This window comes from Chitinophaga alhagiae (assembly GCF_003568665.1).
In the GTDB taxonomy this organism is placed as follows: domain Bacteria; phylum Bacteroidota; class Bacteroidia; order Chitinophagales; family Chitinophagaceae; genus Chitinophaga; species Chitinophaga alhagiae.
In genome coordinates this window covers 2,554,196-2,575,336 of the sequence record NZ_QXMH01000001.1, presented here as the reverse complement: position 1 = coordinate 2,575,336, position 21,141 = coordinate 2,554,196, and the positions used below count along the sequence as shown (strand labels likewise).

The following is a 21,141-nucleotide window of genomic DNA, read 5'->3' as shown; positions in this document are numbered from 1 at the left end:
TTTAAGGGTTCGGTATGGTTATTTTGTTGCCTGCCGCCTGGTTGATGGCTTTTTTAATGCGGTTGTAGGTAGCGCAGCGGCAGATGTTGGTCATGGCGTTGTGAACGTCGTTCTCGGACGGGCTGGGATTGCTTTTCAGCAGGGCCGCCGCGGCCATGATCTGCCCGCTCTGGCAGTAGCCGCACTGCGGCACGTCTACCTCCTCCCAGGCCAGTTGCAGCGGGTGGTCTCCCTTTTCAGACAAGCCCTCAATAGTGGTCACTTTTTGTGTGCCCACATTTTCTACCGGGTACATGCAGGAACGCACCGCCGCGTCAGCTACATGCACGGTACAGGCGCCGCACTGCGCAATGCCGCAGCCGTACTTGGTGCCGGTAAGGCCAAGCACGTCCCGTATCACCCACAGGAGCGGCATTTTAGGATCTACGTCCACGTTGTGCTTTTTGTTGTTGATCGTTAAACTGAATGCTGCCATGGTTCATGAATTTTTTTTAAGCCCTTGCGGAATCAGGGGCAGGGTGTTGAGTGATATGCCCGTTGCGTTGGCTATGGCATTGCGGATGGCGGGGGCAATGCCTACAATGGGCGTTTCGCCGGCCCCGGCCGGCTGAATATCTTTCCGGTTTACGAGCACAATGTCCAGCGGCGGAATATCCGCAAAGCGCGGCACGCGGTAAGCAGACAGGGACGGGTTGAGAATGCGCCCGTCCTCAAAATCGATCTCTTCAAACAACGCTCCGCCCAGCCCCTGGAGTATGCAGCCCATCACCTGGTTCTCCAGGTGCAGGGGGTTGATGATGGTACCGCAATCATACGCCGCTACCACGCGTACCAGTTTCAGTTCGTTAGCGGCTTCATTATAGGCTACTTCCGCGCAGGTGGCAATGTAGGAGTTTTTCACAAACCCGCCCGCAATGCCGTAACCGTGGCCTGCCGGTTTGTTTTTGTTCCAGCCGAATTTGGAAGCGGCGGTCTGCAATACATTTTTCAGGCGCTCATCTTCCAGGTTCTGCAGCCGGAACGCCAGCGGGTCCAGCTTCAGTTTGGCAGCCAGGTCGTTCATCACGCTTTCTATGGCAAATATATTGGCGGTGGCCGCCAGCCCGCGGTAAGAGCCTTGTTTCAGCGGTGTTTTGGAAGGGTGGTGCTGAATATGTTCAACGGCGGACTTGTAAGGCAGGTCTATGCCCGCGCCGCCGGAGTTGTAGTTATGAAATTCCCAGGAAGCCAGTTTGCCGTTGCTCTCCGCCGAGGCCGCCACTTCAATGAGGCCGCCGGGGCGCAGGTACGCCCATTTAAATTCCTCTTCGCGCGTCCACACCACTTTTACCGGTTTGCCTACGGCCTTTGCCAGGCGGGCCGCTTCCACGGCCGCTTCGCCGCTGTGTTTGCCGCCATAACCGGAGCCTGTGTCCGGCATCATAACGCGTACCTTTTCCTTTGGCATGGAAAAAGCGCGGGCCAGTTCTTCCTGTACCCCAAAGGGGCGTTGCGTGCCCGTCCACACCGTCAGTTCCCCGTTTTCCCAGGTGGCCACGGCAGCGCGCGGTTCCAGGGGCACGTGGGCAATGTACTGCACTTCAAAATGCTGTTTTACCTGCACGGGCGCGGCAGCAAATGCTTTTTGCGCGGCGGCGGCGTTTTCCGCGCCGCCCCGCTGTTCTGAATTATTTTTCAGGTACGTGAATATCTCAGCTTTGGAAGGCTGCGGCGTGGTATCCCAGCGGGCTTCCACCCGGGCCAGCGCGTTGGCGGCCGTTTGCGGGTCTGGCGCCGTTACGCCTATAAAATCCTGGTCTTTCACTACCATCACACCGGCGGCCGCGCGGGCCTTTTCTGTATCCGCTTCCGCCAGCGAGGCGCCGTAAGCCGGCGCCCGCAGCACCTTGCCGTATACCATGCCCGGCACCACCATGTCTGACACGTATTTGTGGCCGCCGGTCACAAAGCTCCTGCCGTTCACCTTGGGCACCGGCGTACCGGCTACCGTCCATTCCGTGGCGGGCGTGAGCTTCACCCGGTCATTCAGGGGCAGTACTATTTTCTGGCCCTTGCTGAGGGCTTCGTAAGACAGGGTTTTGCCGGACGCGGTATGCACCACGCTGCCGTTTTTCACCCGCAGCGCGCTTTTATCCGCTTTCCATTGCACGGCGGCCATGTCGATCAGCGCCTCTTTCAGGGAAGCGGCGGCTTTGCGCAGCTTTGGCCCCATGGTGGGCGTGGTAAGGCTCCCGTAGGTGCCCCTGTCATACGGCGTGAGCCGCGTATCGCCCATTACCATCTCAATGCTGTTCACCGGTACCGCCAGTTCTTCTGCCACTACCTGCGCCAGCGAGGTACGGATGTTCTGCCCTACCTCCACCTTGCCGGTGAATACGGCTATTTGACCATTTTCCCTGATCTGTACCCAGGCGGCAATAGAATTATCATCCGCCCGGCGCGCCAGCGGCCCGGCCCAAGCGTCCAGGTCAGACCAGGTGAGCGCCACGGCTATGCCGCCGCCGAGCAGTTTGATGAAATGCCGGCGGTGCATGCCTTTTGCGGGCGCAGTATGCTGCAAAGTTTTTTTCATGGCCGTTATGCTTTACTGATGGCATTGATGATACGTGGATATGCGCAGCAGCGGCAGATATTGCCTTGCATGGCGTCAATAATTTCCTGGCGGCTGGGATGCGGGTTCCTCGATTTTAAGGCAACGGCGGCCATGATCATACCTGGTGAGCAATACGCGCACTGGAACGCGTCTTCATCCAGGAAAGCCTGCTGCAGGGGGTGCAGTTTGCCGTCTTTTTCCAGCCCTTCAATGGTGACCACGGATTTGTGCTGCACGCTTGCCACTGGCGTAATGCAGGAGGGCACCGCCCGCCCGTCTACCAACACTTTACAGGCCCCGCAGGCCCCTTCGCCACAGCCGTATTTGCTGCCGGTAAGGTTCAAATGCACCCTTAGCGCATCCAGCAGGCTGGTGTTGTCAGGCACGTTCAGCGTATATTCCGTGGAATTGACATTGATTTTCATAAGAGGCTGTTAAGGGTGTAAAAACCAGTATTCCAAATATAACAATTCCCGGAGAGAAGGGGCGTTATAATGGATGGGCGGTTTTTCACTTCGCCTCAATAATATTCAACTGCTTGATCAGCTCGGGATAGAATTTTCTGGATACCGGCAATGATACGCCGCCGATCTTCACACAGTCTCTCTCTATTTCTTGCAGATGATGGACAGCCACCGCAAACGAACGGTGAATTTTCACGAACATGTTTTCCGGTAAAAGGCTAACGGACATATCTAACGAAGCGCGTACCAGGTGGAAATAGTCCGGGCCAAGAAATTTGGTGTAGTTGTCTGCCGCCTCCAGTACCAGTATCTCTTTAAGATTGATCCTTTTCAGGCCGCCCTCCTTCCTGATAAAAAATGGTTGGTTGATCATAGACGAAATATTTGGGTGTTATTCGTATTTCATAACTGGCTTATAATCAAATATAACTGATTTTGACGACATAGCCCCCCCTACTGACAACCTCCTGCCATCCTTCGGTGATCCTTCGGTGGTGTCCGGTAGCAGTACGGGTTTGAGGGTGTTTAACCGAAGGTTGGCCGAAGGATCACCGAAAGATGATAGTACGATGTACCATTCACCCCAACCTTTGTCGAAGCTCGCCCCAGGTTAAGCTAAATGCCGCCACAAATTTTGCGACCGCGTATACCTGCTTCATAATTTTGAATTGTTGATCGCCGCAAAAGGGAGCATCGCTTAAGCCAACGGGGAGGAGCGACTCCGGCAACTTTCTCCTGCTGCGGGGATTGACAGCAAGCAATTATTTTTTAAACAATTAAAAACATTTTTTATGGCAAATATTAACGACAACCTGCTTGTAAAAGGAGCAAGAGGTAACGTAGGTAAACAATTCGTTTACCGCAAGCACGGCAACAATACGACCATTGCGCGTATGCCGAGGATCAACGAAAACGCGGTGCCTTCCGCGGAACAGCTGGACGCACGGGAGCTGTTCGCATCAGCGGCATTGTATGCGCAAAGCGCTATGACCAACGCCGCGCTGAAAAAGGAGTACCGGAAAAAAGCGCCTGCGGGCAAAACGGCTTTCAACATGGCCATGCGCGATTTCATGAAAGCGCCGGTAATCAAAAGCATCAACACCAGCGGTTACAACGGCACGCCGGGCGCTGTTATCATTGTTCAGGCAAAGGACGATTTCAGGGTGGCAACGGTAAAAGTGGGTATTTACTCCGCCGCCGGTAACTTACTGGAAGAAGGCAATGCCGTACTGGACCCGATCAACAGGCTGCAGTGGGCTTACACCGCCGTACAGGCCAATGCCTCACCTCCCGGCACTGTGGTCAGGGCCGTGGCCGCGGACCTGCCGGGTAATACGGCTACGCTGGACGTACAGGTATAAACCGGTTCCGGCACATCCACCTTCCCGGGTTGCATCGGGAGGGTGGATTTTTAACGTGAGCCGAATAGTTTTGCTATTCGGCTCATTTTTTTGGCTTTTATGAGCCGAATAAGCTCCATAATCGGCTCATGACCAAATTTCCGCTATTTTTATGGCTACTGCTCATGATAGAAGAAACAGACATCCGCATCGGCAACATGGTTTGGTATTATGACTACAACATGATTGAAACGGTATTCCGGGTAGAAGGGATAGCGGAAGGTTTCGTGTACAATTCAGGCCTCCCCAGGAACAGGCTGCCGCTTGAAAAAGTGCATCCCCTGGCCCTGGATGCAGACCATCTGCTGAAATTCGGTTTCCTGCCGGGAGAGGAGTCATATGGGGAAGATCCGGATACCTACAGTTACAAATACAGCCGCACAGACAGCGTGTATATCCGCGAAACAAACGGCGCCTTTCAGCCGCTGGCCACGTCCAAAAGCGGGCTGGCGCCTTATGGGCGGCCGCTGCATCATGTTCACCAGTTGCAGAACCTGTTTTATGACCTTACGCGGGAAGACGTGTTCACCAGGTGACTTACCGCACGATCATTACCTTTCCCCGCATCACCATCACTACACCGCTCCGTACCGTTACGCGCGCCATATAGGCATAAACGCCCATGGGCAACGCCCTGCCGTCTACAGTGCCATCCCATCCCCGGCTCCAGTCTTTTGACGCGTATACCCGCTGGCCCAAAATGTTATAAACCTGCATTTCCACCGCAACAACGGTGCTGCCATACACCTTCAGGAGATCGTTCCTGCCATCCCCGTTGGGCGAGAACGCTTCGGGAATGTATATCGGCTCTCCACCCGGGTTGGCGGTAATGCCGGCAACAGCAGCAGACAATTCGCTGTGCTGACAACTGTTTTCACCCAGGGCCCTCACCTGCAGGGCTACTGACTGGATGGGCGCCAGGTTGGTAACGGTGTGCATGGTACCCGTGGTGCCTGAACTGGGGACCATGAATGTTTGGCCATTGTTCAGGCTCACTTCGTAACCGGTTGCCCCTGCTACGCTGCTCCATTGAAATGTAATGGAAGATACGCTGGTATTGCCTACGCTGAGGCCGGGCGCGGACAATTGCGGCAGCAAGCTGGCCATCACAGCACTGCGGGCGGCGCTGGCGCATCCTCCGGCGGTAACTGCATCTACGTAATAATTTTGGCCGGCGGTGAGCGGCGCCGTGGTATAACTGTTGCCGGAATACAGCACAGGCCCGCCAGCACTGGTTTCATACCACCGGTAAATAATGCCGGGCACAGGATCTTTGATCTTCAATTCCGCAGGCTGCCCAGCGCAAACGGAGGCGCCTTCCAGTTCAGGGGCGGCCGGGGAAGCCGTTACCGCGGCGGTGGCAACAGAGCGGGTACTGCCAACGCAGCCATTTTCGCTAACCGCCTCCACGTAATAATTTGCCGCTGCCGCTAACGCGGGCGTAGTAAAATCGGGGCCTGTATAAAGCACCTGCCCTCCTGCTTCCTGGCTGTACCACCGGTACGTATAACCGGCAACCGGAGCGGCAACGCTGAACGTAGCAGTGTTGCCGGCACACAGTTCTATAGTTCCGTTCTCTAATGCAGCTGCAACAGGGGCGCCATGAATGGTTACGATGGCGGTATTGCGCGCACTGGTGCAGCCGTTGTTCCCTACAGCTTCCACGTAGTAACTGACAGGGTTGGTTAAAGCAGGAGTAACGTAGCTGGTACCGCTATGGAACGGAGCGCCGTTTGCCTGAACGTTATACCAATTATACACCTGGCCGGCCACCGGGTTTTTCACCTGCAATTCCGTACTGCCCCCCGCGCATACCGCGGCAGCATCTATTTGCGGTGCGGCGGGCGGCGCCAGTACTTCCGCCTGAACTGTTGTGCGCGTTGCGCTGGTACAACCATCAGCGCTCACGGCCTCTACATAAAATGTTGTATCCGCCGTTAACGCAGGAATGGTCAATAAGGTGCCGGTAAACAACGGCGTGCCGCCGGATGCGGCATTGTACCAGCGATATATGGCTCCGGCAACGGGGTTCTGTACGCTGAATGAAACGCTGCCCCCGTTGCAAACCTGTATACTGCTTACCGCAAGCGCGGGAGCAGCGGGAAGGGCAGCTACCGTCACCTCAGATCTTGCCCGGGAGGTGCTGGCGCAGCCGCTGGCCGCGGCTTCCACATAATAAGCGTATGTTCCCTCGGCAAGCGGTGTTACATCCACGGTAGCGCCGCTACCCACAACATTGCCTGCCGCGGCGGCATCAAACCAGGTGTAAGTATAACCCGCCTGCGGCAACGCCACAGACAGTTGCGCAGTTGCACCCAGGCACACCTGCCGGGTGGTGCTGGCTGGAACAGGGGCCGCCGGCAACGGCAGCGCTGTTACGGTAACCGGCTCCCGGGTGGTGTTTGCGCAACCATTGCGGGAAGATCCGATATAAAAGGTTGCCCCCGGAGGTTGAATAGCCGGGGTATTGAAAGTTTCGCCGGTAAACAGTTCATTGCCGCCGTCAGGCGCATCGTACCACTTAACAACAACACCACTTGTATTGATCGCCGTCAGCGTTGCAGTTGCGCCCGCACATACCTGCGCCGCTGCGGAAGCCTCATCTGGCCTGGCTTTCCGTACTATCAGCTCTGCATAATAGACCTCAAGGGTTGTAAGCGCGGTGAGCGAGCCCCCCAAAGACACCAGTATGGCATCTGACGCCGTTGTTACCGGCATCACCGCTTCCAGCAGATTGCCGCCGGCGGCACTCACCCTTACCGTGCTGCTATTCAGCAACACCGGCCCGTCAGCCGGGTTACTGCTCAAATAAAGTTGCAAACGTACGCTGCCCAATAGTGCAGGGTCACTGATACCGCCCGGCAACCCCAACTTCAGGCGGATACTGTCTCCCGCCACAGCCCCCTGCTGCAGTGTCAGCAACTGGCCAATGAATCCCTGGCCTATGTTGGCCCTGATGCTGGACGAAGTGCTCATATCACCGTCAACGGCCATGCCCGGATTCACGATCCCGCAAAGCAGGCATACGCTGATAGGGGATGTGTAGATCGGACTTTGCTGCGCATCAGCATACTGGCAACCGGGCGTTTGAGCATGCGCAATGCCTGTAAGCAGGCAGGTAAACGCAAGACATAAGAATATCTGCAATTTGACAAGAACACGGGGCAGGTGCATCGGTAATGTAGATTTGGTTACGCTATCATCCACGATAGTCTTTCATAGCGATCACATGATTTCCGGAGACGAGGGACACAAAGCAGCAAATTACATGAAGGATAACAGGATGATACATAAAATTATAGGATTTGGCGGAGCTTTCAAAACCCGGCGCTCCCTACGCCATTTCCCGCAACACCGCCAGCACTTCCGGCGTTACCTTCCCGAAGATGGACACGCCCGCGGCGCCATTCTCCACAGCCAGCCTTATGCCTTCTTTTAACTGGCCCATATCTCCCTTGAAAGCCGGCAGAAAAAGCCCGGCATACAGCGGGCAACTGCCATGCAAAGCCTTCACCCCTTCCGCCACGGCATCACCTATCCATGTTACGCTTTCTTTGTAGAAGCTGTGGTAGATCATGGGGCACACCGCATCCAGCGGCCAGTTCACCCAATCCTGCCGCACGATGCGTTTGGCTATTTCAGGCGTGGGGAATACGGCGGCGGTGATGGGCTTGTTGTGTTGACGGGCCACTTCAGCCATAATGCGCACCATGTTGGTAATACTGTTGTACCGGAACGTGCGCCAGGAAGGGCTTTGGTCCGGGTGCGGCATCTCCAGCGGGTCTGCGCCGTAAACGGCCTTGTATTTTTCCCGGCAGTGACCGCAGTAACAAAAGTCGTATTCCGGCAGTTCGCGGCTCTGGTCTATATTATACTTGGGCCAAAGGTTAACGGGCAGTATCACGTCTACGAACCGGATAAAATCAAGCTGTATGCCGTCTACATAATCCTTTGACAGCACCTGTTCCGCCTGCTGCCGGAGGTAGGCCGCTACTTCCGTTTTATTGGGGCATAAAAAACGGTAATGGTCTACATAAGGTGGATGGGTGGCGCAGGATTGGCCGTTGCGGTTTTCCGAATACCATTCCGGGTGCTGCGCCAGCAGCTCACCGTCTACTTTATTCATGGTCCAGAACCAGCGGTGGGCTTCCATGCCGGCATCTTTGGCGGCCCTGAAATGCAGCTCGCTGTCTTCCTCAAAATACACCACGCCAATTCCCGCCTCCCTGAAAGCGGCGTAGCGCTGCTGCAGTTCCGATGCAGTGTCTTCGTGATGGGGGGTTACCCATACGCGGTGCTGCCGGGCCGCCGGGGCGGCGGGTTTCAGCGCGGCGGCTTTGGTGACAAGAGAAGGGCCCATCATGGCCAGGCCGCCCAGGCCCAGTGATTTGATAAAGTGACGTTTGTTCATGATACGGGGTTTACGCAGTACGAAAATACGTGATCCCCGCTTCACAGATGTTACGGATAATCATTAACTTCCATTATGCACCGGCACCTCATGACCTCCATACTGGATAACGACTTTTACAAGTTCACCATGCAGCAGGGCGTAATACGCCTCTTTCCCTACGCCAAAGCGCGCTACCAGTTCATTAACCGCGGCGGGCACGCCTTTCCTCCAGGCTTTGCCCAGGCCCTGCGCGAAGCGGTGAACGGCATGGCGGAGCTGCAGCTGAGCCGGGAAGAAAAGCATTTCCTGCAACGCACCTGCTCTTACCTTGACCCCGTGTACCTCGATTTCCTGGAAGGCTACCGCTACAACCCGGAAGAAGTACACATTGAACAAAAAGGCAGCGAGCTGCTGGTGCGGGCAGAGGGCCTGTGGTACCGTACCATTCTGTGGGAAGTGCCGCTCATGTCACTCATCTGCGAGCTGTATTACCAGCTGGCTGACGCCGGGAGGGAAAGCGATGAGGAAGTAATGCGCAGAACGAAAGATAAAATTGAAAAATACCGTGCGCTGGGCGTTACCGTTGCCGAGTTCGGCACCCGCAGGCGGCACTCTTACGCCGTTCACCGCCTGGTGATGCGCGCGCTGAAAGAACATGGCGCCGGGGCTTTCATTGGCAGCAGCAACGTGCATATGGCCATGCTGTACCAGACCAAGCCCATTGGCACGCACGCGCATGAATGGTTCATGTTCCATGCCGCGCGTTACGGCTTTAAAATGTCTAACGCGCTGGGGCTGGAGCATTGGGTACAGGTGTACCGCGGAGACCTCGGCATTGCGCTTTCAGATACTTATACCACCGATGTTTTCTTCCGGCAGTTTGACAAAATGTTCTCCAAACTGTTTGACGGCGTGCGGCACGACAGCGGGGACCCGCTGCTGTTCGCAGACAAGGTGATAGCCCACTACCGGCAAATGGGCATAGACCCGCGCAGCAAGACCATCATTTTCTCTGACGGGCTGAACTACGAAAAAGTAGCCCGTATTGCGGAACATTGCCGGCGCCGCATCGGCATGTCTTTCGGCATCGGCACCAACCTCACCAACGACGCCGGCCCCCAGGCCATGAACATCGTGATCAAGATGACGGAAGCCTGCCCGCAGAACGGGGAATGGACGCCCGTGGTCAAACTGTCTGACGAGCCGGGCAAATACACCGGCAGCGAAACAATGATCCGCCTCGCCAAAACGATCCTCGAAATTGACTAACCCCCGCTTTTCACCCGCTGCCTGATCTCTTCGCTGCCAGACTTTCTTTCCTTCACCGCTTTTTGCGTGCCGAACCGGTAAGAGAGCGAGAAAGTGGCCATGCGACTGTCAAACCGGATGCGGCCGCTCACATCTATATGATCAAACAGGGCGCTGTAACGGTTTTGCCGGCTCTGGAGAATATCGTTCACCACCGCTTTGGCCGTAAACCGGTTGTTCAGGAACTGCTTTTGCAGCCCGGCGGATATGATGTAGAACGGCCGGGTCACAAACATGCCGTACACGGCGGAAGACTTGTAGTAGGCCGTCAGCTCCGCGGAAAAACCGCGGCCCAGCTGAAAGGCGTTCTGCAGGTTAAAAGTATACCCGGTATTTTTTGTTTGCAGGCCGGCGGTAGCCCCCTGCCCCTTGTACGCGGTATGGAACAGGTCAAAGAAATAATTGCCCGTCCACCAGTTGCCAAGGGCCAGCGAAGCGTTCAGGCTGACGCCGTAGTTGATCATGCTTTTGAGGTTCTGCGGTTGCTCATAGCTGATGTTGAGAGCATCTACCTGCCCCATCACCCAGTTCACCACATTACCGGTATGGTTGTAAAACACAGCGGCGGTCAGCTTGTTGTTCAGCCCGTAGCTCAACTCCGTGGCGTGGGTGAGCGCGGGCTGCAGCAGGGGGTTGCCCTGGTAAAAAAGATACGGGTCGCGGTAAACGCGGAACGGGTTCATTTCATCATAGTCCGGCCGCTCTATACGCCGGCTGTAAGTAAATTGCAGCTTCTGGCCGGGGGCAAGCTCCCGGGAAACGGCCAGGGACGGGAACAGCTGGAAGTAGCGGCGGCTCGCCAGCGTATCTGTGGTGAGCTGGTGCGCGGCCGTCTGCGTATGCTCTCCCCGCAGCCCCAGCTGCACGTGCCAGCTGCCAAAGTGCCTGCCGGCCTGTACGTAAGCGGCGTGAATGGTTTCCTTGTAGCGGAAGTGGTTGGAGGTGCCGCCATCATTCACCCACTGGTTGTTGCGCAGGGTGTCAAACAGGGAATGATTGTCTACCTCCACGTAGCTGCTTTTCCAGCCAGCTTCCAGCCTGGCGGTCCCCCAAAAAGTTTGGGTATAGTCCGCCTTTGCCACGTATACATTTGTGCGGGACGGAATGCTGCCCCGCCTGGTGGATACAGGCAGCCATTCCTCCCCGGCTTTATCGGTATAACGGGTAGCCAGCTCCTGCTTTCCTGAAAAATCGTTGTAGGAATAGTCCAGGTCCGCAGATAACTCCTGCCCGGGTCTATTGAATTGACGGGTGTAATTGATGTTGGACGAAAGGTTGGCCCAGCGCTGCGCCAGGGCGCTGCGGGTAGCGGCATCGTAGATCAGTTCCCCGGCCGCATCTGTTAGCTGGTTACCCGTCTGGCTGTTGTTGTCATATGTACCTATGTTGCCATTCACCAACAGGCCAACGGTATTCTTTTTATTGACCCGGTAATCCGCCCCCAGTTTAAAATTATTGGTATAAAGCGGTTCGTTGGTGGATATCTGCTGATCGGATACCCTGTCTGGCGGGCCGGTATGCCCGCTGTCCCTGAAGCGGCGGGTTTGTTGCAGGTACTCTACTTCGCCCCTGAAAGCATGGTTATAGCTGAGGTACACATTGGCCCGCTCCCCGCCATAATTCAGGCTGGCGCCGGCGCCATAACGGTTGGCGCGGCTGCGGGCATAGTTGGTGTATACATTACCGTTCAGCCCCTGCCGCGCGCTTTTTTTCAGCACGATGTTGATGATGCCCGCCGTGCCGGACGCATCGTAGCGGGCGGGCGGGTTGGGAATGATCTCTATGCTGGCCACGGAGCCCGATGTGGTGCCGCGCAGCAGGTGCATCAGCTCCTGTTGCGAAAGGTACGTGAGCTTGCCGTTGAGCATCACGGTAACGCCGGGCCTGCCTTTCAGGGAAATATTGCCGTTATCGTCTACTGTTACGCCGGGGGCTTTCTCCAGCAATTCCAGGGCGGTATTACCTTCCGCCAGCAGGCTATGCTCTATGTTCAGCACCGTTCTGTCTGTACGCTGTTCTACCAGCGGTTTGCGGCCGGTCACCGTTACCGCGCCGAGCACCTGTTCATTCAGTTGCAAACGGAGCATGCCCAGGTTGGCCGTGCTGTTTGCCGCGTTGATGGTGAAAGCTGCCGAGCGGAAATGATGGTACCCCATGTAAGCCGCCTGCACCAGGTAACGGCCGACGGCTACTTCCGTTAGTTCAAAAGTGCCGTCCATGTTGCTCATGGCGCCTTTTACCATGGCCGAGTCCTGCTGCCGGAGCAGGGTTACCACCGCCAGCTCCAGGGGTTTGCCGTTACTGTCTGTTACCACGCCCTTCACATGGCCAGTAATGGTCTGCTGCGCCGCTGCTTGCCTGTTCATGGCCAGCAGGAGGAAGAAAAAAACTATTGCCGAAAAGTGTTGTATAGATCTCAATGCCGCAAGTATTAGGTTTTACGTGCGGCAAAGTTGGTACAGTATGCGCGGAATCAGTTTTCAAATTGGGAAAACAATTTTACGAAAAGGGAAAATCAGGGGTGGGGAGCGTACTTACAGTAAGGAACGAAGAAAAGTTACGCGGCACGGAATCACCATGGCCCTTTGGCAGCGGGCCATTCAGCACATTTATTTGTCCAGAACGGAAAGAATCATGCAGACCGGACAACTGCTTTGTTCCTTTACACCTCAACATGCAAATTCCTTTTTGCGTAATTATTATTCCTGATCCGATCAAACTAAACCTGTACCCTGTACGAACTTTGCGGTTTCACCACAAACGGTACCGGCATGACATAAACGATACATACATATCAACCATGGCTTCATAAAAAAGAGAGCCGCACAGCTACCAACTGCACGGCTCATCCGCCAACGGCGGAGCTTTTAAACTCGCAAAAATCCAAAAGCAAATGCAATATATAAAAGTATTGTTAACAGGTTTCCTATGCCTGCACTTTTTCAGTGTTCTTTCCCAGGAACCATCACCCCGGGCCATCATTACCGGGCATGTAAAACAACCTTCCGGCCAGCCGGTGCCCTTTGCCACGGTAAAGGTGCAAAACAGCACCGCGGGCGCATTGTCTGACATCAAGGGGGTTTACACCCTGCCCGCGCTGCCCGCCGGGGAATATACAATTACCGTAACAGCGCTCGGTTTTGAGACGCAGGAAAAAAAGATCCGGCTGCAAGGCGGCGCCAATACCACGCTGCACTTCCAGCTGGCGCCCGCGGCACGGGACATTGACGAGGTGATGGTAATAGGGCGCACGGCCACACAGGAGGTAAACCGCCAGTCTTACAACGTTACCGCCATAGACGCCACCAAGCTGTACAATTCCACGCTGGACCTTTCACATGCGCTGGACCGGGTTTCCGGTGTACGGGTGCGGGAAAACGGCGGCCTCGGCTCCCGCATCAACTTCTCCCTCAACGGCTTTACCGGCCGGCAGGTACGTTTCTTTATTGACGGCATCCCGATGGACAATTTCGGTTCGTCCTTCCAGCTGAACAACATCCCCATCAACCTGGCGGAGCGGGTAGAAGTATATAAAGGCGTAGTGCCCGTATGGTTAGGCTCCGATGCCCTGGGCGGCGCGGTGAACATAGTGACGGGCCAGCAATTGCGTACCTACCTGGACGTATCTTATTCCTATGGCTCCTTCAACACCCACCGCAGCGCCATCAATGCCGGCTACACGGCCAAAAGCGGGTTTACGCTGCAACTGAACGCCTTCCAGAACTATTCTGACAACAATTACCCAGTATATGTGGATGTGGCGGACATCAACACCGGCGCCTATTATCCCAGCCAGAAGGTGCGCCGCTTTCACGATACCTATCATAACGAAACCGTTATTGCCAACGTTGGCGTGGTGAACAAAAAGTATGCGGACAAGCTGCTGCTGGGCATTACGCTGGGGCAGAACCACGCAGACGTACAAACCGGCGCCCGCATGGTGAGCGTTTTCGGGAAGTTCTACACCCGCGGCAACATTGTAATGCCCAGCTTGAAGTATGCCAAGAACAACCTGTTCGTAAAAGGCCTGAACCTGCGCGTATCCGGCAATTACAACCTCGGGGAAGAACAGAACGTAGATACCGTGTACCGCCGCTACAACTGGTTCCAGCAATACAAAACCTACAACGGCCTGGGCGGCGAGCGGGAACGCACCCTGTACAAATACCGCAATAACAACGGGCTGCTGACCTCCACGCTGGATTACAAGCTGAACGATCATCATTCCTTTATGCTGAACCATGTGTTCAACACCTTTGACCGCAAGGGGGCCGATGAGCTGTACCCGCAAAGCGCCAAATACGAACAGCCGCAAAAGCTCACCAAAAACATCCTGGGGCTGGGCTACAAGTTCGATTACAACAACCGCTGGAGTACTTCCCTCTTCGGGAAATACTTCATGCAGGGCACAAAATATTCGCAATCCTACAACCCTTCCGGCAACTGGGGAGATATTGCCTACCGCCACCAGCAGAACAAGTTCTCCAAAACCGGCTACGGCATTTCATCCTCCTACTTCATTACCCCGCGGCTGCAATTCAAAGGCTCTTATGAAAGGAGTTTCCGCCTGCCTGACACCTACGAGCTTTTCGGGGACCTCCTCAACCTGGAAGGCAACATCCAGCTGCGCCCTGAAAAAAGCGACAACTACAATGTAGGCGCCAGCTACAGCTTCCGGCTGCAGGGAGACCACCGCTTCAGCCTGGACGGCAATTTCATTTACCGCAATACGGCAGACTTCATCCGCGCTTCGCTCAACCAGAACCAGACCAAGCAGGTGATGGAGAACCGCGACAGGGTGACCAATACCGGCTTTGACGGGGAGATCAGGTACTCCTACAAAAAGCTGCTCACGGCGGGCGTAAATGCCACCTACCAGAACATCCGCAACAAAACCCGCTTTGAGCCGGGCTCCAGCGAGCACAGCATCCTGTACAACGACCGTATTCCCAACATGCCGTTCTTATACGGCAATGGCGATGCGTCTCTCTTCCTGCCCGGTGTATTCGGCAAGGGCAATACCCTCAGCCTCGGCTATAACGTGCTCTTCGTGCATGCCTACTACCTGTACTGGCCCAGCCTCGGCAACGACAAACTGGACATTCCGCAGCAGCTCACGCACGATGTGAACGCCACCTACGCCATGGCGGAAGGCCGCTACAACATTGCACTGGAGTGCAAAAACCTGGCGGATGCGCGGCTGTACGACAATTTCAGCCTGCAGAAACCCGGCAGGGCCTTTTATGTGAAACTCAGATATTTCTTCAAAAAATAAACATCAACTGCAACATGAAAAATGTAACCAGACTTTTATTACCTGTTTTGTGCATGGGAACTTTGTGGACAGCCTGCTCCAAAGACGAAGGCCAACCCGGCAACGGCGGTGAAGGAGGCGGACAAGGTAAAACAAAATACATCATTGCCTCTACACCCGTTGCTTCTACCGGCGTAGCGGACTACCTGCTCACCACAGACAACATTACCCAGGGCGCCATTTCCACACAGGGCAACGGCAAGGAACAAGACGGCACGTACCGCTACTACATCACCCACCGGAACCGCTTTTTCAGCCTGCTGTACGGCCAGGGCAACCCCGGCGCGGTCACTACCTATAACCTGAACGCGGGTGGGGAGCTGATCAAGGTATCAGACTTCCAGAGCGAAACCGTACAGGTACACACTACCATGAACGATGACATTGTGACCATGAAGGTACCCCGCTCGGGTAATGAAAACGCGCTCGTATTCCGCATAGACGCCCAGAAATCACAAATAGCGGGCGAAGCGCAGGTAAACATTGTACACCTGGCCGGCAATGGCGAGCGGGCCCACTTCACCTGGGCCACGCAGGCGGGCAATAAATTGTTTGCGCCCTACATGAGCATCAAAGGCGCGGCGCCTGACGTGTTCGGCACCTCCTTTCCGGATAGCTGCTGGGTGGCCGTATTCTCTTACCCTGACCTGAAACTGGAAAGGGTGATACGGGATAACCGCACCAGCTACCTGGGCGCATATTTCACCAGCGGGCTGGTACAGACGGAGAGCGGCGACCTTTACGGTTTCTCCGGTTCTTCCGCTACCAGCAACGGTACCCCCACCAGCACCAAACCCTCCGCCGTGGTGCGTATCAAAAAAGACGCCACCGAGTTTGACAAGAACTACCTCTTTAACCTGGAAACCGCCTCCGGCGGCCACCGTTTTGCCAACCAGACATATTTCGGCAACGGCAAATTTCTGCTGGAAATGTACGCGGAGAAAGGTAAAACAAGCGGCAAGGTAAAATTTGCCGTGGTAGACGTAACAGCGCAAACTTTTGCCTGGGTAACCGGCACGCCTGCGGACATTACCTCCACCTCCAGGCTGTGCAACCTGGTAGCGGGCGATGACAAGACCATTTACGCCGGCCTCACAGACGCCGGAGGCAGCTACGTGTACAGCTTTGACGCCACTACCGCCAAGGCCACCCGCGGCCTGAAAGTGGAAGGCGGCAAGATCACCGGCATTGCCAAACTGACTTACTAAGCATTGCATGGGGCTTTCCGCATGCCGGGGCCTCCTGTTCACACACTGAACCTGAAGAGACATGACGCGTAACACATCCGCTGCGGCAAAGCCGAAGAAAAAACACGCACGCAGCCTGTTCTACCGGATCTGCGCCTGGCTGCACCTGTGGCTGGGGCTGGTAACGGGCATTATTATGGTAATTGTATGCGTGATGGCCTGCGTATGGGTATTTAACGATGAGATCACCACCTTGCTGGAACCTGAAACAAGGGTAGCGCGGCAGGAGGCGCCGGTGCTGCCGCCTTCGCAGCTGAAAGCCATCGCAGATTCCCTGTACCCCGGCAAACGCATGAGCTATGCCTCCTACCAGCAGGGCAAAGCGGCGTATGTGGTATTGGGAGAAGGCAGAAGGGGGAACATTACCCTGCGGGTCAACCCCTATACCGGCCAGGTAGTTAGCGTGCAGGAAAAAAAAGAAGGAGAAGTAGACTTCTTCCGCTGGGCGCTGAACGGCCACCGATTTCTCTGGCTGCCGTACAAAATAGGGCGGCCGATAGTGAATTACGGCACCCTCATATTTGTTATTATCCTGATCACCGGCATGGTATTGTGGTGGCCGAAGAAATGGAACAAGAGCACCCGTGAGAAAAGTTTTTTCATCAAATGGAAAGCCAGTTTCAAGCGGGTGAACTATGACCTGCACAACGTGCTGGGCTTTTACTCCCTGCTGGCGGTGCTGGCCATGGCGCTTACCGGCATGGTGTACGGCATTGAGTGGTACAGCAAGAGCCTCTACTGGGCCACTACGGGCGGTAAAACGCTGCCTCCGTACGGCGGCGGCCTCACGTCAGACTCCCTGCAAGCCGGGCGGCACTTTACGCCGCAGCAAGCCATGGACGCGGCGTGGCGCCAGGTGGTACAGCGCCACCCGGAGGCGCAGGGTTTCTTTTACAGTTATGCGGATACCTCCAAACCCAAATCTACCATCAGCATCACTATTTATCCCACCGCCGGTAAATACTACAACCACCGCAACTTCCAGTTTGACCAGCACACGGCCAAAATGCTGCCGGCAACAACGCCGGCCTATGAAGAGGCTTCCGCGGGGCAAAAGCTCAGGAAAATGAACTACGATATACATGTAGGTTCCATACTGGGCTTCCCCGGCAAGGTGCTGGCCTTTTTCGGCTCGCTGATTGGCGCCAGCCTGCCGGTAACGGGTTTCATTATTTGGTATGGAAAGAAAAAAAAGAAACCCGCCGGCAAAAGGCCGCCGCCGGGCCGGAAGGTGGCAGCCAACATGGAACTTAGCTCCTGATATGTGCTGCCATCAACAACAAGGGCTGCTCCTGACCGGGGCAGCCCTTTGTTGTTATGTTGCTTCCAAAAGCATACAGGATAGCCCTTGGTGTTATCTTATTTCACTTCGTACCACTCTAGCTTTACCGGGCCAATGAGGCCTGATTGTCGCAGCGGGTAGTCCTTGTCGAATTTCTTCACGTTGGTTTTGGTGAAACGTTCGTTCTCCGGCAGGTACTGGTCTCCGATGATGCGGTTGGGCCAGAGGTTCACCACTTTCACTTCCAGGCTGTTCTCCCCGTCTTTCACCCATGCTGAAACATTGGCGCGGAAAGGCGGTTGCCACCACACGCCGGTATGCCGGCCGTTAACGGTCACTTCCGCCACGTTGTACATCTCCCCCAGGTCAAGCCACACCTGTTTGTTTTTACGCTGCTCCGCCGTTACGGTAAAGGTTTTACGGTATACAGCGGTACCGGAGTAATATTTGATGCCCGGTTCCGGCCGCTCCGTCCAGGACACCAGCTGGTCAAACTGCACCTGTTCCGGCCCGCCCCACTGTTTATCAAAGCTCACCGCCCAGGGGCCGTTTACAATGGTAGTTTGCGGCGCGGCCACCTCCAGCGTGCGGCTGGCGCCGCCCTGTTGCTGCAGCGTATATTTCCCTCCTTCCGCAAAGGCTATTTTACCGCCGGGCAGCACCGTGAAAGGCGCTGTGGCGAAAGTATCCTGCGGCAGGTCAGGGAAGAGGCCGGCGCCGTTGTGCGCCAGCGAGCTGAACTGGCCTCCCGTTGCCGCTTTGCGGAACACCACGAACATGGAGCCGAACGGCTCCAGGAACAGCGGCATTTCCACACGGCCTTTTACCGTTGCATAAACGGGCTGCGGCGTAATGCTGCCGGTAATGGGGTCCCACAGCTCCGGGGCCTTGCCGGCGGCCCGGAAGGCGCCATGGATATATTCCGGCCGCTCGTTGCGGTTCACGATGTAATATATTTCCGCGTCTTTCGTGCTGCGGTGAATGTAGTCGATGTACGCGTCTCCCTTGCGGCTGTTGTACGTGAAATCTGGCGCTATGCCTTTTTCATGCAGCACCTGCCGTACGGTTTTGCCATATACCACCTTGCCTTTTCCGTAGGCACGCTCCTGCACGGCAGTGCCATCCACCTTGCCCCATACCAGCTCTGCCAGCTGGCGTACCCTGGCATCTGCGGCCGCGCCTTTCTTCAAACCGGCCGCGGAAACGGGCTTGGGGCCAATAATGGTGGCGCCGGCCCTTACCAGCTGTTCCAGCTTTGCCAGCACGTCTACATTCACTTCCTTCCATTCCGGCAGCACCAGTACTTCATAGCTCATACCATCCGGCAGCACTATTTTCCCGTTTTTCACCTGCATGCGGGTGAGTATCACTTCCGTGTTGCACACATCATCGTCATACCCTTCTCCCAGCCCCTGCCGCACATATTTCAGCGGTACCTGGTTGGGCACGTTGTCTCCATAATAATACACTACATCGCCAACAAACAACCCGCGGGAGAGCATATACGAAATACGGCTGTTCCACTCCAGGAAAGCGGGGGCCTGGTTCCACCAGGTTACGTTGGGGTTGAAGTGGGTGCCGGCAAAATATTCATTGCCCGGCATGCCGGCGCTTTTGGGAGAGTGTGTGTAGGTGTGGATCACCAGGCGGTTAAGGCCTTCGCAATACACCCTGTCCAGCGTAGGTTTCATGAAAGCGAAATCTTCTTCCCAGTGCGGGCCTATGCTGGTAGGGCCTTCCGCCTGCACAAAACGTTTGCCGTAGATGTGCGCGGCGGAGGCGGACTGTTTTACAAAAATGCGGCGGTGCGGCTCCACGCGGTGGGTTTTGGCCCTTATCCAGAACTCGCCCATGGGAATGGCGTTCAGGCCCAGGTTCTTCAAAGCGTCTATAGGCGCGGGGTGCGGACCGCCGCTTTCAGAATGGATGCCCATCCCGTCTCGCGCGGCCAGCTCGGCAAAACGTTTATAGTGACGGTCGTGGATCAGGTCTGCAATAGTGCGGCGAAAATCGTAGAGGAAACGGTTGGATGCGCTCCTGCTTTCTATGATCCGGCCCGTGAGCACCGGCAGGTACTTTTTAATATCGTAGCCATTCAACTGCTGGAAGGCCTGCACAAAATCGTTCGTCCAGTTGGAGGCGCCCAGCTCCCAGCTATCATCATGCAGGTATTTGAGGCTGTTGCTTTTGCGGGGATGCACCAGCGGTGTTACCACCTTGTTGTACTGCAGGTCCATAGCGGCGCGGTTCATGTAATCAATAGCCAGTCCGCCGCCGCCGGGGCTGTGCGTAGACACCTTGATGCCCGTGCCGGTGTACCCGAAACGCATAATCACAAACTGCCCCGCCGGCGCCTGCCAGTTGAGGTTGCCCTGCGCATCCACGCGGCTGCTGATATCTGTAACATTGCGGAGAAAAGCATGCGCTTCCCCGGGCACGGAGGCCTCTTCTTTCATGAACAGGTCCCAGTTGTAACCCAGGCCGTTGGGGGTAAAGGGAATGGAATAAATACTGTGTACCGCCTTGATGTCCATGTTTTCCAGCGGGCGGATGTTGTTGCTGCCGGGGTTCAGCTGTACGGCCAGTACCGTTACCGGCTCGTAGTAAGGCCGCCCGCTCTTTTCATCCATCAATAATTTGCCCGGCATGGGTAATTGCATGTTGATATGACGGCCGCCCTGTACCAGGGTATCCGTCCACACCAGCTTTTTGGAGGCCAGCTGCGGGGTCACCCACGGCCCGCCGTCGTTCCAGCCGCTGCCTATGTTGAGGCTAAGCTCCAGGTCAAGACTATCCGCCACACGGGTGGCGTAATGAAAAAGCGTTTGCCATTCCGGGCCCAGGTACACGGGGCCGCTTTGCGTTCTTTCCATCTTGTTGTAAGAGGAAGAGCCCGCATCGAAGATGATGGCGCCTTTAATGCCGGCGGCCTTCATGGCGGACAGGTCTGCCAGTATCCCTTCCTTTGTCTGGTACCCTTCCAGCCACCACCAGAACACCCTGGGTTTGGCTTCGTCCGGCGGGCGGAGAAATCCCGCTTCCAGGGAGGTGTCTGCAACAGGCGCATTACCAGTAATATTTGCAGGTTTATGACCAAGGCATATGGCCGCTAACGCGGTACAAAAAATCCATTTCATGTT

General features: G+C 55.8%; 14 protein-coding genes. 6 read left to right on the top strand and 8 right to left on the bottom strand.

What is annotated here, in order from left to right; all coding sequences use genetic code 11:
* Window position 1: 1 nt before the first annotated feature.
* From D3A97_RS10445 to D3A97_RS10430, 4 genes are all read right to left on the bottom strand, one after another.
* Window positions 2-475 carry a (2Fe-2S)-binding protein gene (locus D3A97_RS10445; RefSeq protein WP_119078287.1) on the bottom strand — a complete coding sequence of 158 codons (474 nt, stop codon included), beginning with the start codon at window positions 473-475 and terminating at the stop codon, window positions 2-4.
* 3 nt (window positions 476-478) lie between these two features.
* Window positions 479-2,572, bottom strand: a complete 2,094-nt coding sequence (locus tag D3A97_RS10440) for a xanthine dehydrogenase family protein molybdopterin-binding subunit (protein WP_198673922.1) — start codon at window positions 2,570-2,572, stop codon at window positions 479-481.
* 5 nt (window positions 2,573-2,577) lie between these two features.
* Window positions 2,578-3,018, bottom strand: a complete 441-nt coding sequence (locus tag D3A97_RS10435) for a (2Fe-2S)-binding protein (protein WP_119078286.1) — start codon at window positions 3,016-3,018, stop codon at window positions 2,578-2,580.
* 85 nt (window positions 3,019-3,103) lie between these two features.
* Window positions 3,104-3,430: a LytR/AlgR family response regulator transcription factor gene (locus tag D3A97_RS10430; RefSeq protein ID WP_119078285.1), complete on the bottom strand. Its 327-nt coding sequence runs from the start codon at window positions 3,428-3,430 to the stop codon at window positions 3,104-3,106.
* A gap of 418 nt (window positions 3,431-3,848) precedes the next feature.
* On the opposite strand from D3A97_RS10430, the gene D3A97_RS10420 reads away from it, so the two are divergent.
* Window positions 3,849-4,418 (top strand): hypothetical protein, encoded by a 570-nt coding sequence (locus D3A97_RS10420; protein WP_119078283.1) that lies wholly within the window; start codon window positions 3,849-3,851, stop codon window positions 4,416-4,418.
* 128 nt (window positions 4,419-4,546) lie between these two features.
* Window positions 4,547-4,993 (top strand): hypothetical protein, encoded by a 447-nt coding sequence (locus tag D3A97_RS10415; RefSeq protein WP_119078282.1) that lies wholly within the window; start codon window positions 4,547-4,549, stop codon window positions 4,991-4,993.
* Window position 4,994: 1 nt separating this feature from the next.
* Here the strand turns inward: D3A97_RS10415 and D3A97_RS10410 are convergent, their stop codons facing one another.
* On the bottom strand, window positions 4,995-7,631 hold the full coding sequence (locus tag D3A97_RS10410; protein ID WP_119078281.1) for an Ig-like domain-containing protein: 2,637 nt from the start codon (window positions 7,629-7,631) through the stop codon (window positions 4,995-4,997).
* Between the two features lie 160 nt (window positions 7,632-7,791).
* Window positions 7,792-8,868 (bottom strand): glycoside hydrolase family protein, encoded by a 1,077-nt coding sequence (locus tag D3A97_RS10405; protein WP_198673921.1) that lies wholly within the window; start codon window positions 8,866-8,868, stop codon window positions 7,792-7,794.
* A 75-nt stretch (window positions 8,869-8,943) separates the two neighbouring features.
* On the opposite strand from D3A97_RS10405, the gene pncB reads away from it, so the two are divergent.
* Window positions 8,944-10,119: a nicotinate phosphoribosyltransferase gene (gene pncB / locus D3A97_RS10400; RefSeq protein ID WP_119078280.1), complete on the top strand. Its 1,176-nt coding sequence runs from the start codon at window positions 8,944-8,946 to the stop codon at window positions 10,117-10,119.
* Here the strand turns inward: pncB and D3A97_RS10395 are convergent.
* Window positions 10,116-12,524: an outer membrane beta-barrel family protein gene (locus D3A97_RS10395; protein ID WP_119078279.1), complete on the bottom strand. Its 2,409-nt coding sequence runs from the start codon at window positions 12,522-12,524 to the stop codon at window positions 10,116-10,118. The genes pncB and D3A97_RS10395 overlap by 4 nt on opposite strands.
* A 527-nt stretch (window positions 12,525-13,051) precedes the next feature.
* Between D3A97_RS10395 and D3A97_RS10390 the strand changes: the two genes are divergently transcribed.
* The 3 genes from D3A97_RS10390 to D3A97_RS10380 all read left to right on the top strand — a co-directional run bounded on the left by D3A97_RS10390 (window position 13,052) and on the right by D3A97_RS10380 (window position 17,980).
* Window positions 13,052-15,433 (top strand): TonB-dependent receptor, encoded by a 2,382-nt coding sequence (locus D3A97_RS10390; RefSeq protein WP_119078278.1) that lies wholly within the window; start codon window positions 13,052-13,054, stop codon window positions 15,431-15,433.
* A gap of 53 nt (window positions 15,434-15,486) precedes the next feature.
* Window positions 15,487-16,680: a DUF4374 domain-containing protein gene (locus D3A97_RS10385; RefSeq protein WP_198673920.1), complete on the top strand. Its 1,194-nt coding sequence runs from the start codon at window positions 15,487-15,489 to the stop codon at window positions 16,678-16,680.
* Between the two features lie 61 nt (window positions 16,681-16,741).
* A complete protein-coding gene (locus D3A97_RS10380) occupies window positions 16,742-17,980 on the top strand; it encodes a PepSY-associated TM helix domain-containing protein (protein WP_119078276.1) in 1,239 nt (412 codons plus the stop codon).
* Between the two features lie 98 nt (window positions 17,981-18,078).
* On the opposite strand, the gene D3A97_RS10375 is transcribed toward D3A97_RS10380, so the two are convergent.
* A complete protein-coding gene (locus D3A97_RS10375) occupies window positions 18,079-21,138 on the bottom strand; it encodes a glycosyl hydrolase (protein WP_119078275.1) in 3,060 nt (1,019 codons plus the stop codon).
* Window positions 21,139-21,141 lie beyond the last annotated feature (3 nt).